Origin of the sequence: Bradyrhizobium sp. Pha-3 (assembly GCF_042258325.1) — a bacterium.
Lineage (GTDB): Bacteria > Pseudomonadota > Alphaproteobacteria > Rhizobiales > Xanthobacteraceae > Bradyrhizobium > Bradyrhizobium elkanii.
Genome location: NZ_CP170151.1, coordinates 6266618 through 6286070, shown reverse-complemented (window position 1 = coordinate 6286070; position 19453 = coordinate 6266618). Strand labels below are relative to the sequence as shown.

The following is a 19453-nucleotide window of genomic DNA, read 5'->3' as shown; positions in this document are numbered from 1 at the left end:
TCATGATGAATCTCGCTGAATATCGCCGCTCCGACGCCCGTCTCGCCGACTTCCTGCCATGGGCAGCCCTGGTCGACGAGGGAATCATCCTGAACAAGGACGGGTCTTTCCAACGGACGGCGAAATTCCGCGGCCCCGACCTCGACAGCGCGGTGCCGGCCGAGCTGGTCGCCGTCGCCGGTCGCCTGAACAACGCCCTGCGTCGCCTGGGATCGGGCTGGGCCGTGTTCGTTGAGGCGCAGCGCCATTTTGCCGGTAGCTATCCGCCGAACGCGTTTCCGGATGTGGCGTCTGCGCTGGTCGACGCCGAACGCAGGGCTCAGTTCGAGGAGGCGGGTGGCCACTATGAGTCCAGCTACTTCCTGACCTTCCTCTATCTGCCTCCGGAGGAAGGGGCCGCCAGGGCAGAGCGCCTGCTCTATGAGGGACGCGATCGGACTGTGGGAGCAGACGCCCGCGAGGTGCTCCGCGGATTTATCGACCAAACCAACCGTGTGCTTCAGCTCTTTGAAGGATTTATGCCGGAATGCGCGTGGCTCGATGATCAGGACACGCTGACCTACCTGCACTCGACGATCTCGACCAAGCGTCACCGCGTTCGCGTGCCTGAAATTCCGATGTACATCGACGCGCTGTTGTCCGACCAGCCGCTAACCGGCGGGCTAGAGCCGATGTTGGGCTCAGCCAATATTCGGGTCTTGACGATTGTCGGCTTTCCGGGTGCGACGACCCCGGGGATCCTGGACGATCTGAATCGTCTGGCATTCTCGTATCGTTGGTCGACGCGCGCAATCATGCTCGACAAGGCCGACGCCACCAAACTGCTGACCAGGATTCGGCGGCAGTGGTTTGCCAAACGAAAGTCGATTGGCGCCATTCTCAAGGAGGTCATGACGAACGAGGCGTCGACGCTGCTCGATACCGACGCCCACAACAAGGCGCTTGATGCCGACGCAGCGTTGCAGGAACTGGGGTCGGATCAGAACGGACAAGCCTTTGTTACGGCGACCATCACTGTCTGGGACCGCGATCCCAACACTACCGATGAAAAGCTGAGGCTGGTCGAGAAGGTCATACAGGGCCGCGATTTCACCTGCATGATCGAGACCGTGAACGCCGTCGAAGCCTGGCTCGGCAGTCTGCCCGGGCACGTCTACGCCAATGTGCGGCAGCCTCCGATTTCGACTCTCAACCTCGCCCATATGATTCCGATGTCGGCCGTTTGGGCCGGCGAGTCGAGGGATCTGCACTTCAAGGGTCCGCCGCTTCTGTTCGGCAAGACCGAGGGATCGACGCCCTTCCGATTCTCGCTCCACGTCGGCGATGTCGGCCATACGCTAGTAGTGGGACCGACTGGAGCCGGCAAGTCGGTCCTGCTTGCCCTGATGGCGCTACAGTTCCGTCGTTACCCGAATTCGCAGGTCTTTGCCTTCGATTTCGGCGGTTCGATCCGGGCGGCCGCGGTCGCCATGGGTGGCGACTGGCATGATCTCGGCGGTGCATTGTCTGACGGGGACGAAAACCCAGTCGCGCTGCAACCTTTGGCCTGGATCGATGATCCTTCCGAGCGAGGGTGGGCGACGGAATGGGTCGGCGCGATCCTGGCACGGGAAAAGATCGAGATCACCCCTGAGGTCAAGGATCATCTGTGGTCGGCGCTAACATCTCTCGCTTCGGCGCCGAGGGAGGAACGCACCCTCACGGGCCTGTCAGTCCTTCTTCAATTGAACTCCCTGAAGCGCGCCCTGCAACCATACTGCCTGGGCGGACCTTCCGGGCGCTTGCTCGATGCCGAATTCGAACGTCTCGGCGAGGCGTCGGTCCAGGCGTTTGAGACCGAAGGCTTGATCGGAACGAGTGCTGCGCCAGCCGTGCTGGCGTACCTCTTCCATCGTATTGGGGATCGTCTCGATGGTCGGCCGACACTCCTGATTGTCGATGAGGGTTGGCTTGCCCTCGATGACGAGGATTTCGCTGGGCAGCTTCGGGAATGGCTGAAGACGCTTCGGAAAAAGAATGCCTCCGTCATCTTCGCCACTCAGTCGCTCTCGGATATCGACGGCTCCGCGATCGCGCCGGCGATCATCGAAAGCTGCCCAACTCGCTTGTTGCTGCCGAACGAACGGGCGATCGAACCGCAAATCACGGCCATCTACCGCCGCTTCGGCCTCAATGACCGCCAGATCGAGCTATTGAGTCGGGCAACGCCAAAACGCGACTATTACTGCCAGTCCCGTCGCGGCAACCGGATGTTCGAACTCGGGCTTGGTGAGGTTGCGCTCGCATTCAGCGCGGCCTCTTCCAAGACAGACCAGGCCGCCATTGCGCAGCTCCTCGCCGAACATGGACCTGACGGCTTCGTGCCGGCCTGGCTCCAACACCGTGGCGTCGCCTGGGCCACAGATCTGATTCCCAATCTTGTCAATCTGGAGAAATCGCCATGAGGCGTCTTGCCCTACTGGCCGCAGCCGGTGTCACCGCGCTGGCGCTTGGCGTTACGATCCCCGCACGGGCGCTGATCGTTTTCGATCCCAACAACTACGTTCAGAATGTGCTGACCGCCGCGCGGGAGCTCCAGCAGATCAACAACCAGATCACCTCGTTGCAGAACGAGGCGCGGATGCTGATCAATCAGGCAAAGAATCTGGCAAACCTGCCGTATTCGTCGCTGCAGCAACTGCAATCGTCGATCCAGCGGACCCAGCAATTGCTGGCCCAGGCCCAGCGCATCGCCTACGACGTGCAGCAGATTGATCGCGCGTTCTCGACTAGCTACGCGCCAGCTACCGGTAGCCAGTCGAGCCAGTTGCTGATCTTCAACGCCCAAACGCGTTGGCAGAATTCCTTTGCCGCGACGCAAGACGCGCTTCGCATCCAGGCCGGCATCGTTGGCAATCTCGACACCAATCGCATCCAGACGTCCGCGCTCGTAACGTCTAGCCAAGGCGCAAGCGGCGCTCTGCAGGCGACGCAAGCTGGCAATCAGATTCTCGCGCTGAACGCGCAGCAACTCGCCGACCTCACCGCTGTTGTGACAGCGCAGGGCAGGGCGCAGAGCCTCGAAGCGGCTCAGCGCGCCTCGGCCCAGGATCAGGGACGAGAGCAACTCAGGCGATTCCTGACGCCAGGACAGGGCTATCAATCCTCCAATGTGCAGATGTTCCACTGATGACCGACGTAAAGGCATTCAAGGCGTTGTCGCTGCTTACGACAATCGGCCTAGTGGCCGTCGCCGCCTGCACGATTCAACTGCGTGGCGGAGACGATTCTTCGCCGGCACCGAAGGCGGAGCAAACGAACGATGCAACCAACTCCGACCTCGCACGCTGCCGCGGCGTTACACCGGAGGAAGCAGGGGATTATCAGCATTGCCATAAGATTTGGGCCGAAAACCGGCGTCGCTTCTTTGGCAAGAAAGATGGTGCCGCAGCTCTCGGCCACGATGACTCAGCCAGCCCGATACCCGCCCCAAAGGGCCAAAACCGGATCCCGCAGGGATATCCGAACCTGCCTATGCCCGAGGCGAGCAAGCCATGACGGGTACGGGGATCATTGACCAGTTTCTGGAGACCTTCACTCGTTATATCGATAACGGCTTCGGGCTGCTGGGTAGCGAGGTCGGATATCTGGCGACGACCCTTGCCGCGATCGACATCACGCTTGCTGCGTTGTTCTGGAGTTGGGGAACTGACGAGGACGTGATAGCGCGCCTCGTCAAGAAGACGCTTTTCGTGGGGGTCTTTGCCTACCTCATCGGCAACTGGAACAGCCTGGCGCGCATCGTCTTCGAGAGCTTTGCCGGTCTTGGACTGAAAGCGTCAGGCACAAGCCTCTCTGCGGCAGATTTCCTGCGACCGGGAAAGATCGCCCAAGTTGGACTCGATGCCGGCCGACCGCTACTCGATTCGATCTCGAACCTGATGGGCTACATCAGCTTCTTCGAAAACTTCGTGCAGATCGTTGTTCTCCTGTTTTCATGGGTCGTGGTGCTACTCGCCTTCTTCATTTTGGCGATCCAACTCTTTGTCACCCTGATCGAGTTCAAGCTCACAACGCTGACCGGCTTCGTGCTCATTCCCTTTGGGTTGTTTGGCAAGACAGCCTTTGCGGCGGAGCGGGTGTTGGGCAACGTTATATCGTCAGGGATCAAAGTTCTGGTCCTTGCCGTCATCGTTGGCATCGGCTCGACCCTGTTCTCGCAATTCACCACCGGCTTCGGCGGCGCACAGCCGACCATTGAAGACGCAATGACGCTGGTGCTCGCGGCTCTCTCCTTACTAGGTCTCGGTATATTCGGGCCGGGTATTGCCAACGGCCTGGTGTCCGGTGGACCGCAACTCGGCGCCGGCGCCGCAATTGGAACTGGCCTTGCTGCTGGCGGCATTGTTGCGGCGGGCGCGGGTCTTGCCGCCGGCGGAGGTGGCCTCGCTGGCGGCGCGATTGTGGGCGCCGCGCGTAGTGGCGGCGCTGTCATCAGCGGAGTATCAGCCGCTTACAGGAGCGGCGGCCTTGCCGGCGTCGCGGAGGCCAGCGCTTCAGCTGCTATGAGCCCGTTGCGTCGTGCAGCGGCTGCGCTCGGCGGAGGTGGGGAAGCCGGCGCGCAGTCCGCGAGCACTTCGGCGGAAGGGCAGCCCGATTGGGCGCGGCGCATGAAGCGTGCCGAGACTATTCGGCACGGCGCGTCAGCAGCCGGCCACGCGGTTCGCTCCGGCGATCACGGTGGTAGCGGCTCGTCAGTCAATTTGTCCGAAGGGGAGCGCTGACACGTAGCCACTGCGCTTTCGCCATCCGCTGCGCGGGCGACGACTCAAACGCGGACACCGCACGACTCGAAACTTATCACTTGATCTCAGGGGCAACTATCGATGTTCAAACGACCTTCCGTACACTACGGGCGCATGCCCGAGCCGATCACGCCTTATCAGAAGGCAGCGCAGGTTTGGGACGAACGCATTGGATCGGCGCGCGTGCAAGCCAAGAACTGGCGCCTGATGGCGTTCGGCTGCTTGATGTTATCAGCCAGTCTCGCAGGTAGCCTTGCTTGGCAATCGAGCCAAGGCTCGATCACGCCCTGGGTGGTCGAAGTCGACCACCTTGGCCAGGCACAAAGAGTTGCGCCGGCCAACATCGACTATCAACCCACTGATGCGCAGATCGCCTACCATATGGCGCGCTTTATCGAGGATGTCAGAGGTCTGCCGGCCGACGGCATCGTTCTGCGCCAAAATTGGCTCCGGGCCTATGATTTTACGACCGATCGCGGCGCCGCCGCGCTCAACGACTACGCGCGCAGCAATGACCCATTTGCCAAGCTGGGTAAGGCGCAAATCTCTGTCGAAGTCTCGAGTGTCATTCGTGCGTCGTCGGAAAGCTTTCGGGTCGCGTGGACCCAGCACGTCTACGACAACGGCTCGTTGAGTTCGACCGAACGCTGGACTGCAATTCTCTCGATCGTGATCGAGACGCCCCGCGATGCCGAACGCCTGCGCAAGAACCCCCTTGGCGTCTATGTCCGCGCCATCAACTGGTCAAAGGAGTTGGGTCAGTGACCAAGACGCCGCATGACGTTCATTCGAACCGCCCCATCCCGCACAATTCGGCACTGCCGGAATTCGTGGCCGCGAAGCGAACAATTCTGATGGCTCTCCTGGTCGGTTCCTCGGCGCTCGGTGGGTGCGCGACCTACATTCCGCCGGAGATCAGCTATGACGCGGAAGTGCCTCCGTTGCCAGCGGCTCCCGCGCCTTTCGACGACAGATTGCGACCGCTTCACATTCCACCGCTCTGGAAGCCGGTTCTCGGCGGCAAGTCGGGAGGGAAAGAAGACGCAGAACCGGTGAGCCGGGTTGAGACGGCAAATAGCGCAGCCCGCGTCGAACCGCGCAAGCGGGGGTATTTCAACGCGGCGCAAATCTACGCCTACAGTCCCGGGGCACTCTATCAGATTTATGCTGCACCGGGGCAGATCACAGATATCGCGCTCGAGGAGGGAGAACAGTTGACGGGATCGGGGCCGATCGCGGCCGGAGATACTGTACGCTGGGTCGTGGGCGATACCGAGAGCGGGAGCGGCGACACACGGCGCGTCCATATCCTGGTCAAGCCGACCCGAACTTCGATCGAGACCAACCTGGTGGTCAATACTGACCGACGCACCTACCTGATCGAGCTCCGCTCCCGCGAACGGCCATACATGCCGTCTGTTGCCTGGTACTATCCGGAAACTGCGCGGGATCGATCGCGTTCGGTCGCCCTGAAGCCCGTTCTTCCGGACCCGGCGCAGCGCATCTCCCGCTATGCCATCGAAGGGGACAGTCCTCCCTGGCGGCCGCTGGTCGCCTATGACGATGGCCGCAAGGTCTATATCGAATTCCCGCAAGGCATTGTGCAGGGCGAGATGCCCCCGCTCTTCGTCATCGGTCCAGACGGCAAGACCGAACTCGTCAACTACCGCACCTACGGCAACCTATTGATCGTCGATAGGCTGTTTGCTGCCGCCGAACTGCGGCTTGGCGGCGAGCACCAGCAGAGGGTCCGTATTGTGAGGACCGACGGGAGGCCGTCATCATGAACACTCGGAATGTAAACGATCACGAGCAAGCAGTTCCGCCGGAGACACAAGGGGAGCAGTCCGAAAGCTTCCGCTTGAGAGCAGAGCATCCACGCGTGACGCGGTTGTCGCGGAAGGTCTTGGCCGGCGCAAGCGCGGTTGCCCTGCTTGTCATCGGTGGAGCGGTGCTGTGGTCGCTGCAGCACAATCGCTCCCGTAATCAGGCGGCCAATGAGCTTTACAGTACCGACCACCACAATGTTGCCGACGGTATTACGACGCTGCCGAAGGACTATGCTGGCCTTCCGCGCCAGCCCATCCCGCAACTCGGTCCGCCGCTCCCCGGGGACCTCGGTCGACCGATCCTTGCCGCTCAAGGCCAGTTGCCGACGAGCGGCGCTGATCCGGACCAGCAACGCCGGGATCAAGAGACCGAGGCAGCCCGCATCAGCCATTTGTTCGCTGCGACCAATGGACGAGAAGTCCGTCCGCCCGCCGCGGCGGTTGGAAGTGACCGCGTCGTGCCAGCGAGCGCAACGAGCACCGGCGATGACGGATCTGCGCAGAACGGCCAGGACCGCAAGCTTGCCTTCGTGAACGCCTCTGCGGACCGTCGTACGGTCAGCCCTGACCGCATCACCAAGCCAGCTTCACCGTATATCGTGCAGGCTGGGACGGTCATTCCGGGAGCTCTGATCACAGGGATTAGATCGGATCTCCCAGGCCAAATTACCGCGCAGGTGACCGAAAACGTCTTTGATACGCCGACCGGCCGCTTTCTGCTTGTGCCTCAGGGAGCGCGTCTGATCGGGGTCTACGATAGCCAGGTCACTTTCGGTCAGTCCCGCGTCCTACTCGTCTGGACCCGCCTGATCATGCCGAATGGACGTTCCATCGTTCTCGAGCGGCAACCCGGCGCTGACGCTGCCGGATACGCAGGCCTCGAAGATCAGGTTGATAATCACTGGGGTGAGCTGTTCAAGGCTGCGGCACTATCGACGTTTTTGGCGGTCGGGACCGAACTGGGGGCGGGTTCGGACACCAACAGCAACGACAGCGCAATTATCCAGGCATTGCGACACGGCGCCTCGGATTCACTGAACCAGACCGGGCAGCAGGTAGTTCGGCGCAGCCTCAACATCCAGCCCACTCTCACCGTGCGACCTGGCTTTCCGGTTCGCGTCATCGTCAATCGAGATCTCATACTTGTGCCATACGGAGTGTAACGGCATGCCCAAGCTTAAAATAGCAGCACTGCCGGACGACAAGCCGGTCAAGGTCGCCGCCGAACTTCCGGCATCAGTGCATCGGGATCTCGTCGCCTATGCAGAGGCCTTGGCAAGCGAAAGTGGGCAGCGCATCGATCCGGCGAAATTGATCGCACCGATGCTAGCTCGCTTTATGGCCACGGACCGCGGATTTGCAAAGGCGAGACGAGCCGGTCACCCCTCGAGAGCCGGCGGAAGCGAGGGATAGCGCTCTGCCAACAGATTGAGGAAACGGTTTAGAGCCGGATTTTCATTGTCGTCGCGCCAATGCGCAAAGAAGTCTACCCGGCTAGGTCCTGTCCCGTCGTGCAATTCCCGGTACACAAGCCCAGCGAAACTTGCGCCGATATCCGATTCCATCACCAGACTGAGCCCCATGCCCATACTCGTCAGATTTTTGATAATGCCGCGGCTTACGTCGTGGCGCTCTACTGCGGGCCGGTCGTCAGGTGAGGCGAGCTTCGAAATCAGGAGATCCTCGAGTTCGCGTCCAGGATCAATCTTGCTTAGAAGTATCTTTTCGTTGCGCAAATCGGCCCAATAGATGATCTCGCGTGCCGCTAGGTGGTGATCCTGAGGCAACGAGATCAAGATGCGCTCGCTCCACAGCAGTAGTGATTTGACGTCCAGACAAGCCAGACGTCCAGGGCTAACGACGACGTCGACGGTCCCGTTACGCAGCGCGGTCATCAGATGAAAGCGAGGGCGCTCCATCGTTGCCAATTCGATCTGCGGGAGCAGCTTCTTAAATTCACCTATCGTCGCTCGCAAATTGCCGGTGGACACGGACGTGTAGAAGCCAATAACAAGATGGCCAGTATCGCCGCGACCACCGGACCTCCCGGTTTCGACGAGTATGTCGACCTGTTCCAGGATCAGCCGCGCAATTCGCAAAACCGCTTGGCCAGCGATAGTGGGCTTGATTCCTCCGCTGGAGCGCTCGAATAGTGAAGTCCCAACCAGATATTCAAGCTGACCGATGGATCGGCTCAGGACAGTGTGCTTGATCGAAAGGACATCAGCAGCTCGTCGAAAGCTCCCGTAGTCGCTGGCAACCACAGCGAATCGAAGCTGTTGCAGGTCAATCGCGCTCGCTGTGCCACGTCGATTGTTTCTAATCTCAATTCCCGTCATGTTCATCGCCAGTGGGCATACCGCAAGACACGGTGTCCCGCTTAGGGCGAAGACACGCATATTGCTTCTTGGCATGGATCGTTCTAGGCGGCTGCGGAGATTACTGGTGTCCAAAGGACCGGCGCCGAGAGGCCGCCGGCCTTACGAAGGCTGGCTAGAGTATCGCGAGAAATATCGAGGTAACCGGCCACGGCCAAAGTATTGCCAATCGTGGAAGGATTGCAAATACGTCGCAGGGGCCAGCCAGATCGTCGGAGGATTCTCTCCATTCTGACATCCGTAACGGTAAGAATATCCGTGAGCTGCCGTGAAAGCCCGAACTCGACCATTCCAGCAAATAGCTCGTAGGTCGCGAGGGCTATGCCGTAAGCCCCTTTCGGAGCATCGTTAGGGACGTCAGTTGCGAATCGACTGCTTTCCCAAACGAGAGGAGTCGATGGCGCGGGTCGGCCTTCAAGGAGCGCTGGAAAGGTGTCGCGAAGCATGGTCGGGCCAAGAGTTGGAAGCAGGCGAACGGAACCATGCACTTGGCCGCTTTCATCTACCTGGATTAGATAGTCAGGATGCAGCGCGTCGAATTCGTCGATCTCCATGTCGCTGCTGGTTTCAACTTCCCATGCCATGCGCAGTTTGAAGACACGATGCCGCAACCGATGCATCTCAACGAGGGTGTCGGAAAGCTCTCCGTACGAAGGTGGTGTGATCAACTGGATCATAATCCCTCCAGTAGTGTTGAATAGCCTTCGTTGAAGCGCGATTATCGCCTCAAATCATCACCTGTAGTTGTAGGGGGGAGGCACCCTAATTTTGCTTTTTTCTATTTGCAGCCGCCAAGTGTGTTACCGCCTGCGCGATTGTGCGAACGCCGAGCTTTTCCTTCGCATTCTCTAAGTAATACGCAACTGTGTTGCGCGAGATACCGAGAATGCAGCCGGTTTCCCAAGAGCTCTTTCCTCGAGCCGCCCACTCCAAACATTCTACTTCGCGGCGCGATAGCCGAATTCCGTCAAGACCACGTTCGTTTCCGAGCTTGCGACGAACGTGAGCATGAAAATACATCGCCATGAGTTGAAGGACACGCGTGTACGAATCAATGCATTTCTCGAATTGTGGCCGGCTCTCGTCAGTAGCGAAAGTCAATGCGGAGATTGGTCCATGCCCATCGTGGATCGGCACCGTGAAGCCGAACCGGATTCCGCATTGCGCGGCTTCATCGAATAGACGCCGCTGCTCTTTTGAACTGGTTTGTGATCGAAAATCGATTCCCCATCGAAAAGGCTCCGGGCTCTGAAGGGCTTCTCGAATGACGGGATCAATGACTTGGTATTTCTTATCTAGATAATGGGTCGTCCATCGCGTTGGATATGTTGAGATAAGTCGGGGCTTCCTGTCTTCTTCGCTCTGGAGAGCGAGATAAGCGAAACACGATAGGTCCAAAGCCGATGCTGTTTCCGCCAGAGCGTTGGAGAAGCCTTCGGCATCTTCGGCGCTGACTATTGCATCAATGAATTGTTGGAAGACCCGATGCATATGGCTTTCCCTTAGACCGGTATGCGCAGAAGCCTTGTAGGCGACTCACCGTAGCGTCGTCGCGGTGCTGCGCTTGAGGATACCTGGCCCGCCGGACCTAAGGGAAAGCCTGCTAACATCAAGCACCACACGCCTCCGTAGCTAGCGCCGAAGGAAATTAGGCAAAACCTGGCCTGTGCGGGACGCGCCTCACAGTGCGATCTCTCATGTGCAGCCATAGCTAATGCGTGGGATTCTGCGGCCGCGAGGACCGTCTGATCGATAGGGTTTGCGCCGGCAGGACAGGTGTAGATCAGAGGTCGCCGCGGCCGAGCAGCGCGTGCAGCGCGGCCTGCCGCATAGTGGAGAAGATCGACTCCTCGTCGAGGCCCTTCCTAAGCGTCGCAGCGGTGTTGAGCATGGAGAACACGGCCTGGGTCAGCAGTCGTGCCTCGGGTTCGGACAGGTCGGGCCGCAGCGGGATTATCACGGAAATCCATTCTTCGGCGTACAACGCCATCTCGCGCCGGATCCGTCTGTGGTCGTGTTCAGGAAGAGCGTGCTCGTTCTTGGTGAAGATCAGCGTGCTTGGTGGTCCTTTAAGGATCAACCGGATGTGCGACTCGACCATCGCTATCATGGCGGCCTTTGGGTCCTTCGTCGTCTCCGCGATCCGTTTCGCAACCTCGTGCACGATCTGCGTCGGTTCCTCCAGAACCGCGATCAGGACTGCCTGCTTGTTCTGGAAGTGGCGATACAATCCAGGACCAGTGATGCCGGCGCGCGCAGCGATCATTTCAACTGTGACCGCGTCGTATGAGTGCTGCAGGAAGAGCTCAGCAGCGACCGCGATCAACTGCTCGCGCCGCCCGCTGCTGTATGCCCGCTTGATCGGTAATGGCTGAATATTCATTGAGGCGCACCGTACCACGTGGCGGCCGCGAAGCACCGTGTCATCCCGCGCGCCAGCATCGTCTGTCCCGGGCTCAATGAACGGATCATGTGAACATCTCATTTCATCCTCATGTAAATATGTATTCACTTTTCTGAGCCGTCGCCAGATCGCTAGGCGAGGGGCTGAATATTTTCCATCGCGCGCTTATCAGGAATTATGCGGGTTATGAAGCTAATACCGCAAAGAACGGTTCTAGATGGTCGACGCCGAAAGGTTGTTGACAGGACGCAATTGCTGATCATAAAGTTAGTGTATATTAACATTGAAGGTGCGGAGGAGGCACAACGCATGCGGTTCATCTTCTTCAGCGAGGGAGAGACCCAGCCGGGACACACCCACGCGCACCGCTATCGCGAGCTCATCGACGAAGTGATTCTGGCAGAGAAAGTCGGATTCGACGCGTTCGGGTGCTCCGAACAGCATTTCGCGATCGGCACGGCCTCGACCTCCGCTCCCGAGGTCATCTACCCGTACATGATGGCGCTAACCAGTCGGATCCAGTTCATCCACCTGATCACGCCGCTTCCCAAGAAGATCAATCACGCGCTGCGCGTTGCGGAGCGGCTGGCGACCGAGGATATCCTATCGAACGGCCGCGTCGGGCTTGCCGTCGGCCGCGGCAACACCACCCTCGCGCTGCGCGCCTTCGAGGTCGACCCCGAGGAGACCAAGGCGCAGCAGATAGAGGGCATTGAGGTCATCCGCCGGGCCCTATCGAACGACATCTTCTCTTTCGTCGGCGAGCATTACAAGATTCCGCCGCGCAGCCTGACGCCCAAGCACGTGACGCTGCCCTATCCGCCAATCATGATGGCGACTTCGAGCCCGCAATCGATCACCGCCGCCGCGCACATGGGCATCGGCGCCATGATGGGCGGCGGCTATAGCGGATTCGCCTCCGTGCAGAGGTCGGCCGAGCTCTATGACAAGGAGCTGGCGAGCGCCGAGCACGTATACCCCGTGCAGGCGCAGAAGGTGGCGGTGATATCCGGCGGAATGCATTGCGCCGATACAAACGAGGAGGCGGAGCGGTGGGCGGCCACGCTGGCCCATAGCGTCTCCTTGTCCATCGACGCTTATGAGCGGCTGTCGAAGCTGTCCGCCGACTACGGATCGCTCGGCAAGATCAAGAACATCGACTTCAAAAACGAGCGCTATCTGTTCGACGAGTCGGGCAGCTTCATCGTCGGCGACGTCGAGACCTGCACCAAGCAGGTCCAGCGGTTCGTCGACATGGGCATCGACGCGCTCGCGCTGCGCATCGATGGCATGCCGCACAAGGAGCTGATGAAGTCGATCGAGCTGTTCGGCAAGTACGTCATCCCGAGGTTCAAAAACCACCGGTCGGTCGTGCGCACGTCCGACGCGATCCTTGCAGACATCCGCGCCGCCCGCCCCGCCCATTATGCCGAGCGCGAGGCCTTCGAGAACGCCAAGGCGGCCGCCGGGACCGTCGATGGCGCAGTCCGTAATCCTGCTGCTTCGGCCTGACGCCCATTTGAAGAACTGGAGACTGAAGATGAAAGACAAAAAATATGAAGGCTTGCTCGTAGAGATACGTCCGAGCGGTGTGGCCGTCATAACCATGAACCGGCCTGAAATCCTCAACGCCATCAATTGGCCTATGCATACCGCGTTGGAGGAGGTGTTCGTAGACCTCGATAGGGCCCCCGCGGTGAAGGCCATAGTGCTCACTGGCGCTGGTCGAGGCTTCTGCTCAGGGGGTGATCAGAACGCGCTTGATACCGGTGGGCATCCGATATCGCCCACGCGCTCGGGTCGACATCTCATCAGGAACATCCTCGAAGTCGAGTCCCCCGTCATCGCTGCCGTGAACGGCGTGGCGGTCGGGTTGGGCGCCACGCTCGCCCTGTTTTGCGACGTTATCTTTGCCCAGCCAAGCGCGCGCTTCGCCGATACGCATGTTACGGCCGGTGTCGTCGCCGGAGATGGGGGCGCTGTAATTTGGCCGCTTCTCCTGGGTCCGGCACGGGCCAAACACTTCTTGATGACCGGTGACTTCATTTCGGCGGAAGACGCGGCGGCTGCGGGGATGATCAACAAGGTCGTGCCGGAAGGTACTGTTCTTGATCATGCGATCGGATACGCCGAACTGCTCGCGAGTGGACCCCGCAACGCAATCGTCTGGACAAAATATAGCGTCAACAAGCTGATCAAGGAGCAGGTGCATCTCAATCTAGATACCGCGATGGCGCTCGAGGCGCTGACCTTCAAGAGTCCCGATCGCAAAGAAGCCGTCGCGGCCTTTCGAGAGAAACGCAAGCGCTTCGCGGAAGCCAAAAAGCCGACGTGAGCCCGGCGCGATGAAGCGGTGCCAGACTTCGATGCATAACGATAGCCCGCTACATCGAGGCTTGGCAGGCGTTCCGCGAGAAGCAGTCGCCGCGCCCTCCCTCGACGCAGAGCGAGGGCGGCTTCGCCACCCACCGCAGCAATCAGACACGAGAGACATCCGATGACGGCTTTATCCGCGCGGCACGAAAGCGATGCGGCTGCCGGGCTGTGGACGGCCGGCTACGACGGCGTCGTGGTCGCGACGCTCGACAGGCCTCCGGCCAACGCTTTGAACCGTGCGCTGTTGCTCGCCATGACGGCGCTGTTCCGGGATCGTGGCCAGGGCGACCCGGCGCCGATAGTGATCACCGGTGCCGGGGCGCGGTTCTTCTGCGCCGGCGGTGACATCAAGGAAGCCGACGGAGCCGCCGCCGACCCGGTCGAAGACCGAATGCGGGGTTTCCATAACCTCCTTGTCGCGATGGAACGATACCCGGCTCCGGTCATCGCCGCTGTCAACGGCGACTGCGTCGGCGGCGGCGTGGAGTACGCGCTATTCGCGGATGTGGTGCTCGCGGCGCCTCACGCCCGGTTCGGATTCCCCGAGATCAGACACGGCCTTCTGCCCGCGGACAAGGGAATCCAGCGCCTCGTCCGCCTGATCGGAACGCGGCCCGCACGTGACTTGCTGCTGAACGGTGAACTCGTCGGCGCCGAGCAGGCGGCACGGTGGGGCCTTGTCGACGCGATTATCGAGCCCGATCGACTGGTGGAGGAGGCGCTCGGCCGGGCCCGGGAGGCCGGCCGTCGAGCGCCGGTGCTCTATGCGGCGCTCAAGCAGGCCGTGAACGATTACGACGACGCTGTTGATCAACGCCAGGCCGAACTGACGCTCGCCAAGGCTGCCTCCTGGTTCAACGACCCTGTGGCGCGAGGCCTCCGCGAAGGCTGGAGACAGGCGCGGGCGTCGTCGCAGCCTTCAGACGAGGGGGCACCAGCCCCAAACTCCACCCCGCACTCAGGCCGGTAGGTCTGCACAAATCGGAGCGATGACCATGGCCACAAATCCCGTCCCCCCAGCCACTGCCCGTGCACGGCAGGTGCCGGTACTGAGCGGCGTCACCGACATCGGCGTCGCCAACTTCCAAGCCGTCGAGCGAACCTTCGCCCAGATGGTACACGAACGAGCCGAGGTTGAGCCCGATGAGGTCGCGTTTTGCCAGTGGGACGGGATGCGCGCGATTCCGACCACGTGGGCGCAGTACGCATCGACCGTACGCGAGGTTGCGCTCGGGCTGGCAGCCGTCGGTGTCGCGCCCGGCGACAGGGTCGCCATCATGGCGCCGGGCCGGGGCGAGTGGGTGATTGCGGCGCTTGGCATCCTCTCGGCCGGAGCGATTCCTGTCGGTGTCTACCCCATGAGTTCCGCTGCTGAAGTGAGGCAACTGGTCGGACACAGCGAAGCCGTTGCCATGGTTGTTGGCGACGACAATGACGTGGCAAAGGTCGCTTCAGTTGCCACGGAGCTTCCAGCGCTACGAGCCGTGATCAGCTTCGATGGCTCCCCATCAGGACTTTTAGGAACGGTTGTCGGCAAGACATGGGCCGCGCTGCGCGAGACCGGTCGAGCCCACGATGCGGCCAACCCGGCGCTTTTCGACGAGCGCCTCTTCGGCGGGCACATCGACCAGCCAGCAGCCTTGTTCTACACGTCTGGCTCCACCGGAGCGCCCAAAGGCGTCATCCATACCCACCGCACCCTGCAGTACTCCGTCCTTGGCTCCGCCGTACTCAACCCGGAGGTAACCACAACCCGCCGAGACTCGCTCAGCTTCCTGGGCCTCTCCCATGTTTCTCCGGCCATGTCCGGCGTCTACGTGCCGATCATGACTCGGGCGGTGGTGACCTTCTGCCGCCTGGACCAACTCTCGGAGGCCCTGCGCGGCGTACGTCCGACTGGGATCGTCTGGCCGCCGCGGCTGCATGAGAAGCTGCTCAGCGTGGCGCTGGCCGCGATCAAGGGGGCGCCGGCATCTTTCCAGAAATCTTACGAGGACGCGATGGCGGTGGCCCGCGAGGTCGCCGCCGCGCGCCGACGCGGCGAATGCGTGCCTGCCGAGCTACAAGCACGCTACGATCAAGCCCAGGAACAGGTATTCCTGCCCCTACGCGCAAAGTTAGGCGTGGACCGGGTCAACATCGCATGGACCGCGTCGGGAGCGATGACGCCTGAGGTGCATGCCTTGTGGCAGCTGTGGGGCGTGGACTTGCGCGAGATGTACGGCACCACCGAGACCTGCGGCTGGGTCCTCGCGCAGTGGGATCGCGCCTTTCCGCCCCCTGGGACCGTCGGCAAGGCCATGCCCGACCCGCGATTTGGGATCAAGGTCAGTAGCGAGGGCGAGCTGCTGGTGAAGGGGCCTCTGCTGTTCCGCGGCTACTGGAACAACGCGGAGGCGACCGCGGACGTGATGGATGGCGAGTGGTACCGCACCGGCGACCTCGTCGAGATCGACGCCTCCGGCGAGGTCAAGCTTATCGGACGGGCCAAGGACATCATCGTCACCAGCGGTGGCAAGACCATCAATCCGCAGCCTACCGAGGTGCGCCTCAAGGCCAGCTCTCTCGTTGAGGAGGCCGTGGTCGTCGGCGACGGCCGCAAATACCTCACCGTCATCATCTGGCCGACTGACAACGGCAGCAAGCTCGACAGGGACGCCTTGCACGAGGGCTTGCGAAAACAGATTGAGGATATCAACGCCGAGCTTGCGCGTCCCCTTCAGCTCAAGGACTTCCGTATCGCGCCACGTGCGCTCTCGCCTGGAGCGGGAGAGCTCACTGCCAAGGGCACGATCCGTCGGGCTGCGGTGCTCACCTCGTTCAGCGCACTCGTAGACGAGATGTACGACTCAGCGGAGCACAACGAGTTCGCTGACCAAGCGCGGCTCCAGGGTTGAAGGAGCGAGAAGTGATGCGTTCCGAGCAACCGTGTGAGCTGCGGATCGAACATCTGACCAGTTCCGAGATCGCTGAGGCGATCGCGGCCGGCGCCCGCACAGCGATCCTTCCGCTGGGCGCGATAGAGCAGCACGGACCTCATCTTCCGCTGTCAATGGACAGCGATCACGCGGACGCACTCGCGCTCCGCATCGCCCGCAGACTTGGTGCTGCACTGGTCCTGCCAACGGTCAGGGTTGGATACTCGCCCCACCACCTCGGCTTCTGCGGCTCGCTTTCAGTGCGTCCCTCTACGCTAGAAGCGATCTGCCTGGACTACTGCAGCAGCCTGGCTGCGCACGGGTTCGCTCGCGTGGTCCTCTTCTCCGGGCACATCGGCAATTACCCGATCATGCGCGACTTCGAGCCGCGGCTGGCCGCAGCGCTCGCTCCGGCGCTTCAGGTCATCGTCTATAGAGACAGTGCCGCGATCCTCGACGCGTGGCGGAAGTCCGCGCAGTCAGTCGCTGGCCTGGGTAGTCACGTTGGTGGTCACGCAGACGTAGCGGAGACCTCGGTGATGCTCGTCCTGCACCCCGAAAAGATTCGGCCCGACCGGGCCGCAGCCGGATACCTGGGCACAGTCGACGAGGAGTTCCTGCAGCGGGTGTTCGTCGAGGGCATCGACGCGGTCTCGCCCAACGGTGTCCTCGGTAACCCCGCCGGGAGTTCGAAAGCGATCGGCCACGCCGCGTTGGACGCCGTGACCGATCTGGTCGTCGAGTACGCCATCGCACACGGAGCGCGAGCCGCATGCCATCCATGAGCGAGCAGATCGACAGCAGGATGCTGCGCGACGCCTTCGGCGCGTTTCCGACGGGCGTGGTGGCCGTGGCGGCGCAGGTCGACGGGAGGCTGGTGGGTCTTGCGGCCTCCTCCTTCACCTCAGTCTCTCTCGAGCCCCCGCTGGCGTCATTATCAGTCGCGAAAGGCTCCGCCACGTGGCCCGTTCTGCGCCGAGCCGAGCACCTCGGCGTCACCGTGCTTGCCGAGGACCACGGCGCATTGTGCCGCCAACTCGCCGGCCCGGCCCAGGAGCGGTTCACTGGCGTCGCCTTCGAGATCACCGACAGGGGTGCTGTGATGCTCGCCGAGGGAATCGCCCAATATGACTGCACTGTCCGCGAGGAGCTGGAGGCGGGCGATCACGTCATCGTGCTGCTGAAACTCCACGCCGTCGTCGTTCATAGCCGCAGGCAGCCTCTCATCTTTCACCGCAGCGGGTTCGGAAGGATCGCCTCGCTTGCATAGCGAGAGCACATATGACGGCCCCTTGTCTCGCGCTCGCCCGCGAAGCCGTCGGCGCAGTTTGAGGGAAGCGCCCGCCGCACTGTGACGTGCTTGACACCCCGTTTAGACAAACAAACTGCGAAGGAGATTGCGAATGAGGAATGGAATTTTACATTTGGCCGCGGCAATGGCATGGACCCTGGCGCTGTCGATCTCTGTGGCCAATGCTCAGAAGAAATACGACCCAGGCGTCAGCGACACTGAGATCAAGATCGGCCAGACCGTGCCATTTTCGGGACCGGCGTCGGCCTATGCCTCAATCGGAAAGACCGAGGCCGCCTACTTCAGGATGATCAACAACCAGGGCGGCATTAACGGCCGCAAGATCAACCTGATCCAGTATGACGACGCCTATTCGCCACCGAAGGCGGTGGAGCAGGTGCGCAAGCTCATCGAGAGCGACGAGGTGCTCCTGACTTTCCAGATTGTCGGTACGCCTTCGAACGCAGCCGTGCAGAAGTATCTCAATTCCAGGAAAGTGCCGCAGCTGTTCGCGGCTGCCAGCGCCTCGAGGTTCTCCGATCCGAAGAACTTTCCCTGGACCATGGGCTACGATCTAAACAACTTCGTCGAAGGGCGCATCTATGGCCAATACATTCTGAAGGAGCATCCGAACGCCAAGATCGGCGTGCTTTACCAGAATGACGATTTTGGCAAGGACTATCTGAACGGTATTAAGGCGGGGCTCGGTGACAAGGCCGCCACGATGATGGTCGCGGAGGCGTCCTACGAAGTGTCCGACCCCACCGTCGATTCCCATATTCTCACGATCAAGGATGCGGGCGCCGACCTGTTTTTCATCGCCGCCACGCCGAAGCAGGCCGCGCAGGCGATCAGGAAGACCGCCGAGATGGGCTGGCATCCGTTGCGGATCGTCGACATGAAAGCGACCTCCGTCGGAAGCGTCCTGAAACCATCCGGGCTTGAAAACGCCAAGGGCCTCATCAGCACCAACTATGGCAAGGAGCCGCTCGATCCGCAATGGAAGGACGATCCGGGCGTAAAGCGCTATCTTGCCTTCATGGAGAAGTATTATCCAGATGGAGACAAGAGCTCGAACTTCAATACCTATGGCTACGGTGCGGCACAGCTTCTGGTCCACGTGCTACAGCAGTGCGGCGACGATCTGACGCGCGAGAACGCCATGAAGCAGGCGGCATCGCTCAAGGATGTCACAGGCGACCTCGCGCTGCCTGGCATCAAGATCAATACCTCGCCGACTGACTACCGTCTCCACAAACGGTTGCAGATGATGCGCTTCAACGGCGAGCGCTGGGATCTGTTCGGCCCGATCCTTGAGGATGCCGGTCCGGCGGGTTAGTTGCTGAACTCTGATCCAATCGACGGCCTGTCGGCCGCAGACGTTGTCTTCCGCTCCTCCCCTGGCCCGGCGGACTATCGTCGGGCCCTTTTTCTTAAGCGGATGGGCGCGTACGATAGCTTACCGTACCGTCA

The 19453-nt window shown here is 61.1% G+C and carries 19 protein-coding genes; 15 read left to right on the top strand and 4 right to left on the bottom strand.

Translation table 11 applies throughout. The features are described 5' to 3' along the window. Positions 1-2 precede the first annotated feature (2 nt). The 8 genes from trbE to ACE10X_RS29830 all read left to right on the top strand — a co-directional run bounded on the left by trbE (position 3) and on the right by ACE10X_RS29830 (position 8026). Entirely contained in the window at positions 3-2444 is a 2442-nt protein-coding gene (trbE, locus tag ACE10X_RS29865) for a conjugal transfer protein TrbE (RefSeq protein ID WP_375763274.1), read from the top strand. Continuing rightward, complete coding sequence (gene trbJ, locus ACE10X_RS29860; protein WP_375763273.1) at positions 2441-3169, top strand: P-type conjugative transfer protein TrbJ; 729 nt, start codon at positions 2441-2443, stop codon at positions 3167-3169. Before trbE ends, trbJ begins: the two co-directional genes overlap by 4 nt. Further along, positions 3169-3537, top strand: a complete 369-nt coding sequence (gene trbK-alt, locus ACE10X_RS29855) for a putative entry exclusion protein TrbK-alt (RefSeq protein ID WP_018272741.1) — start codon at positions 3169-3171, stop codon at positions 3535-3537. The genes trbJ and trbK-alt overlap by 1 nt, the downstream gene beginning before the upstream one ends. Continuing rightward, entirely contained in the window at positions 3534-4763 is a 1230-nt protein-coding gene (gene trbL, locus ACE10X_RS29850) for a P-type conjugative transfer protein TrbL (RefSeq protein ID WP_375763272.1), read from the top strand. The genes trbK-alt and trbL overlap by 4 nt, the downstream gene beginning before the upstream one ends. Before the next feature lie 102 nt (positions 4764-4865). Then, positions 4866-5549, top strand: coding sequence for a conjugal transfer protein TrbF (gene trbF, locus ACE10X_RS29845; protein WP_026193056.1), 684 nt, complete (start codon positions 4866-4868; stop codon positions 5547-5549). Then, the gene (gene trbG, locus ACE10X_RS29840) at positions 5546-6571 is read left to right on the top strand and encodes a P-type conjugative transfer protein TrbG (RefSeq protein WP_375763271.1); all 1026 of its coding nucleotides are present in this window, start codon (positions 5546-5548) and stop codon (positions 6569-6571) included. The genes trbF and trbG overlap by 4 nt, the downstream gene beginning before the upstream one ends. Further along, the gene (locus ACE10X_RS29835; protein WP_018272737.1) at positions 6568-7776 is read left to right on the top strand and encodes a TrbI/VirB10 family protein; all 1209 of its coding nucleotides are present in this window, start codon (positions 6568-6570) and stop codon (positions 7774-7776) included. The genes trbG and ACE10X_RS29835 overlap by 4 nt, the downstream gene beginning before the upstream one ends. Before the next feature lie 4 nt (positions 7777-7780). Next, positions 7781-8026: a DUF2274 domain-containing protein gene (locus ACE10X_RS29830; RefSeq protein ID WP_080650397.1), complete on the top strand. Its 246-nt coding sequence runs from the start codon at positions 7781-7783 to the stop codon at positions 8024-8026. Here ACE10X_RS29830 and ACE10X_RS29825 read toward each other — a convergent pair. The 4 genes from ACE10X_RS29825 to ACE10X_RS29810 form a co-directional block, all read right to left on the bottom strand. Then, on the bottom strand, positions 7993-8958 hold the full coding sequence (locus ACE10X_RS29825; RefSeq protein ID WP_375764623.1) for a LysR family transcriptional regulator: 966 nt from the start codon (positions 8956-8958) through the stop codon (positions 7993-7995). The two genes, ACE10X_RS29830 and ACE10X_RS29825, sit on opposite strands and share 34 nt — an antisense overlap. A gap of 77 nt (positions 8959-9035) precedes the next feature. Then, the gene (locus tag ACE10X_RS29820) at positions 9036-9668 is read right to left on the bottom strand and encodes an acyl-homoserine-lactone synthase (protein ID WP_375763270.1); all 633 of its coding nucleotides are present in this window, start codon (positions 9666-9668) and stop codon (positions 9036-9038) included. Positions 9669-9753: 85 nt separating this feature from the next. Further along, complete coding sequence (locus tag ACE10X_RS29815; protein ID WP_375763269.1) at positions 9754-10482, bottom strand: LuxR family transcriptional regulator; 729 nt, start codon at positions 10480-10482, stop codon at positions 9754-9756. Between the two features lie 292 nt (positions 10483-10774). After that, positions 10775-11374 (bottom strand): TetR/AcrR family transcriptional regulator, encoded by a 600-nt coding sequence (locus ACE10X_RS29810; RefSeq protein WP_018272733.1) that lies wholly within the window; start codon positions 11372-11374, stop codon positions 10775-10777. Between the two features lie 330 nt (positions 11375-11704). Between ACE10X_RS29810 and ACE10X_RS29805 the strand changes: the two genes are divergently transcribed. From ACE10X_RS29805 to ACE10X_RS29775, 7 genes are all read left to right on the top strand, one after another. Then, the gene (locus ACE10X_RS29805) at positions 11705-12907 is read left to right on the top strand and encodes an LLM class flavin-dependent oxidoreductase (RefSeq protein ID WP_018272732.1); all 1203 of its coding nucleotides are present in this window, start codon (positions 11705-11707) and stop codon (positions 12905-12907) included. Between the two features lie 28 nt (positions 12908-12935). Continuing rightward, a complete protein-coding gene (locus ACE10X_RS29800) occupies positions 12936-13730 on the top strand; it encodes an enoyl-CoA hydratase/isomerase family protein (protein ID WP_026193054.1) in 795 nt (264 codons plus the stop codon). Positions 13731-13892: 162 nt separating this feature from the next. Then, positions 13893-14741 carry an enoyl-CoA hydratase/isomerase family protein gene (locus tag ACE10X_RS29795; protein ID WP_375763268.1) on the top strand — a complete coding sequence of 283 codons (849 nt, stop codon included), beginning with the start codon at positions 13893-13895 and terminating at the stop codon, positions 14739-14741. Between the two features lie 25 nt (positions 14742-14766). Beyond that, on the top strand, positions 14767-16668 hold the full coding sequence (locus tag ACE10X_RS29790) for an AMP-dependent synthetase/ligase (RefSeq protein WP_375763267.1): 1902 nt from the start codon (positions 14767-14769) through the stop codon (positions 16666-16668). A gap of 14 nt (positions 16669-16682) precedes the next feature. Next, a complete protein-coding gene (locus tag ACE10X_RS29785) occupies positions 16683-17474 on the top strand; it encodes a creatininase family protein (RefSeq protein ID WP_375764622.1) in 792 nt (263 codons plus the stop codon). Next, positions 17471-17959, top strand: a complete 489-nt coding sequence (locus tag ACE10X_RS29780) for a flavin reductase family protein (RefSeq protein ID WP_375763266.1) — start codon at positions 17471-17473, stop codon at positions 17957-17959. The genes ACE10X_RS29785 and ACE10X_RS29780 overlap by 4 nt, the downstream gene beginning before the upstream one ends. A gap of 133 nt (positions 17960-18092) precedes the next feature. After that, the gene (locus ACE10X_RS29775; RefSeq protein ID WP_375763265.1) at positions 18093-19319 is read left to right on the top strand and encodes an ABC transporter substrate-binding protein; all 1227 of its coding nucleotides are present in this window, start codon (positions 18093-18095) and stop codon (positions 19317-19319) included. Positions 19320-19453: the final 134 nt, after the last annotated feature.

Bases quoted from the DNA above. Each gene is read 5' to 3' on its own strand.
- trbE (WP_375763274.1), top strand. From the start codon at position 3: ATGATGAATCTCGCTGAATATCGCCGCTCCGACGCCCGTCTCGCCGAC.
- trbJ (WP_375763273.1), top strand. From the start codon at position 2,441: ATGAGGCGTCTTGCCCTACTGGCCGCAGCCGGTGTCACCGCGCTGGCG.
- trbK-alt (WP_018272741.1), top strand. From the start codon at position 3,169: ATGACCGACGTAAAGGCATTCAAGGCGTTGTCGCTGCTTACGACAATC.
- trbL (WP_375763272.1), top strand. From the start codon at position 3,534: ATGACGGGTACGGGGATCATTGACCAGTTTCTGGAGACCTTCACTCGT.
- trbF (WP_026193056.1), top strand. From the start codon at position 4,866: ATGTTCAAACGACCTTCCGTACACTACGGGCGCATGCCCGAGCCGATC.
- ACE10X_RS29835 (WP_018272737.1), top strand. From the start codon at position 6,568: ATGAACACTCGGAATGTAAACGATCACGAGCAAGCAGTTCCGCCGGAG.
- ACE10X_RS29830 (WP_080650397.1), top strand. From the start codon at position 7,781: ATGCCCAAGCTTAAAATAGCAGCACTGCCGGACGACAAGCCGGTCAAG.
- ACE10X_RS29825 (WP_375764623.1), bottom strand. From the start codon at position 8,958: ATGAACATGACGGGAATTGAGATTAGAAACAATCGACGTGGCACAGCG.
- ACE10X_RS29820 (WP_375763270.1), bottom strand. From the start codon at position 9,668: ATGATCCAGTTGATCACACCACCTTCGTACGGAGAGCTTTCCGACACC.
- ACE10X_RS29815 (WP_375763269.1), bottom strand. From the start codon at position 10,482: ATGCATCGGGTCTTCCAACAATTCATTGATGCAATAGTCAGCGCCGAA.
- ACE10X_RS29810 (WP_018272733.1), bottom strand. From the start codon at position 11,374: ATGAATATTCAGCCATTACCGATCAAGCGGGCATACAGCAGCGGGCGG.
- ACE10X_RS29805 (WP_018272732.1), top strand. From the start codon at position 11,705: ATGCGGTTCATCTTCTTCAGCGAGGGAGAGACCCAGCCGGGACACACC.
- ACE10X_RS29800 (WP_026193054.1), top strand. From the start codon at position 12,936: ATGAAAGACAAAAAATATGAAGGCTTGCTCGTAGAGATACGTCCGAGC.
- ACE10X_RS29795 (WP_375763268.1), top strand. From the start codon at position 13,893: ATGACGGCTTTATCCGCGCGGCACGAAAGCGATGCGGCTGCCGGGCTG.
- ACE10X_RS29790 (WP_375763267.1), top strand. From the start codon at position 14,767: ATGGCCACAAATCCCGTCCCCCCAGCCACTGCCCGTGCACGGCAGGTG.
- ACE10X_RS29785 (WP_375764622.1), top strand. From the start codon at position 16,683: ATGCGTTCCGAGCAACCGTGTGAGCTGCGGATCGAACATCTGACCAGT.
- ACE10X_RS29780 (WP_375763266.1), top strand. From the start codon at position 17,471: ATGAGCGAGCAGATCGACAGCAGGATGCTGCGCGACGCCTTCGGCGCG.
- ACE10X_RS29775 (WP_375763265.1), top strand. From the start codon at position 18,093: ATGAGGAATGGAATTTTACATTTGGCCGCGGCAATGGCATGGACCCTG.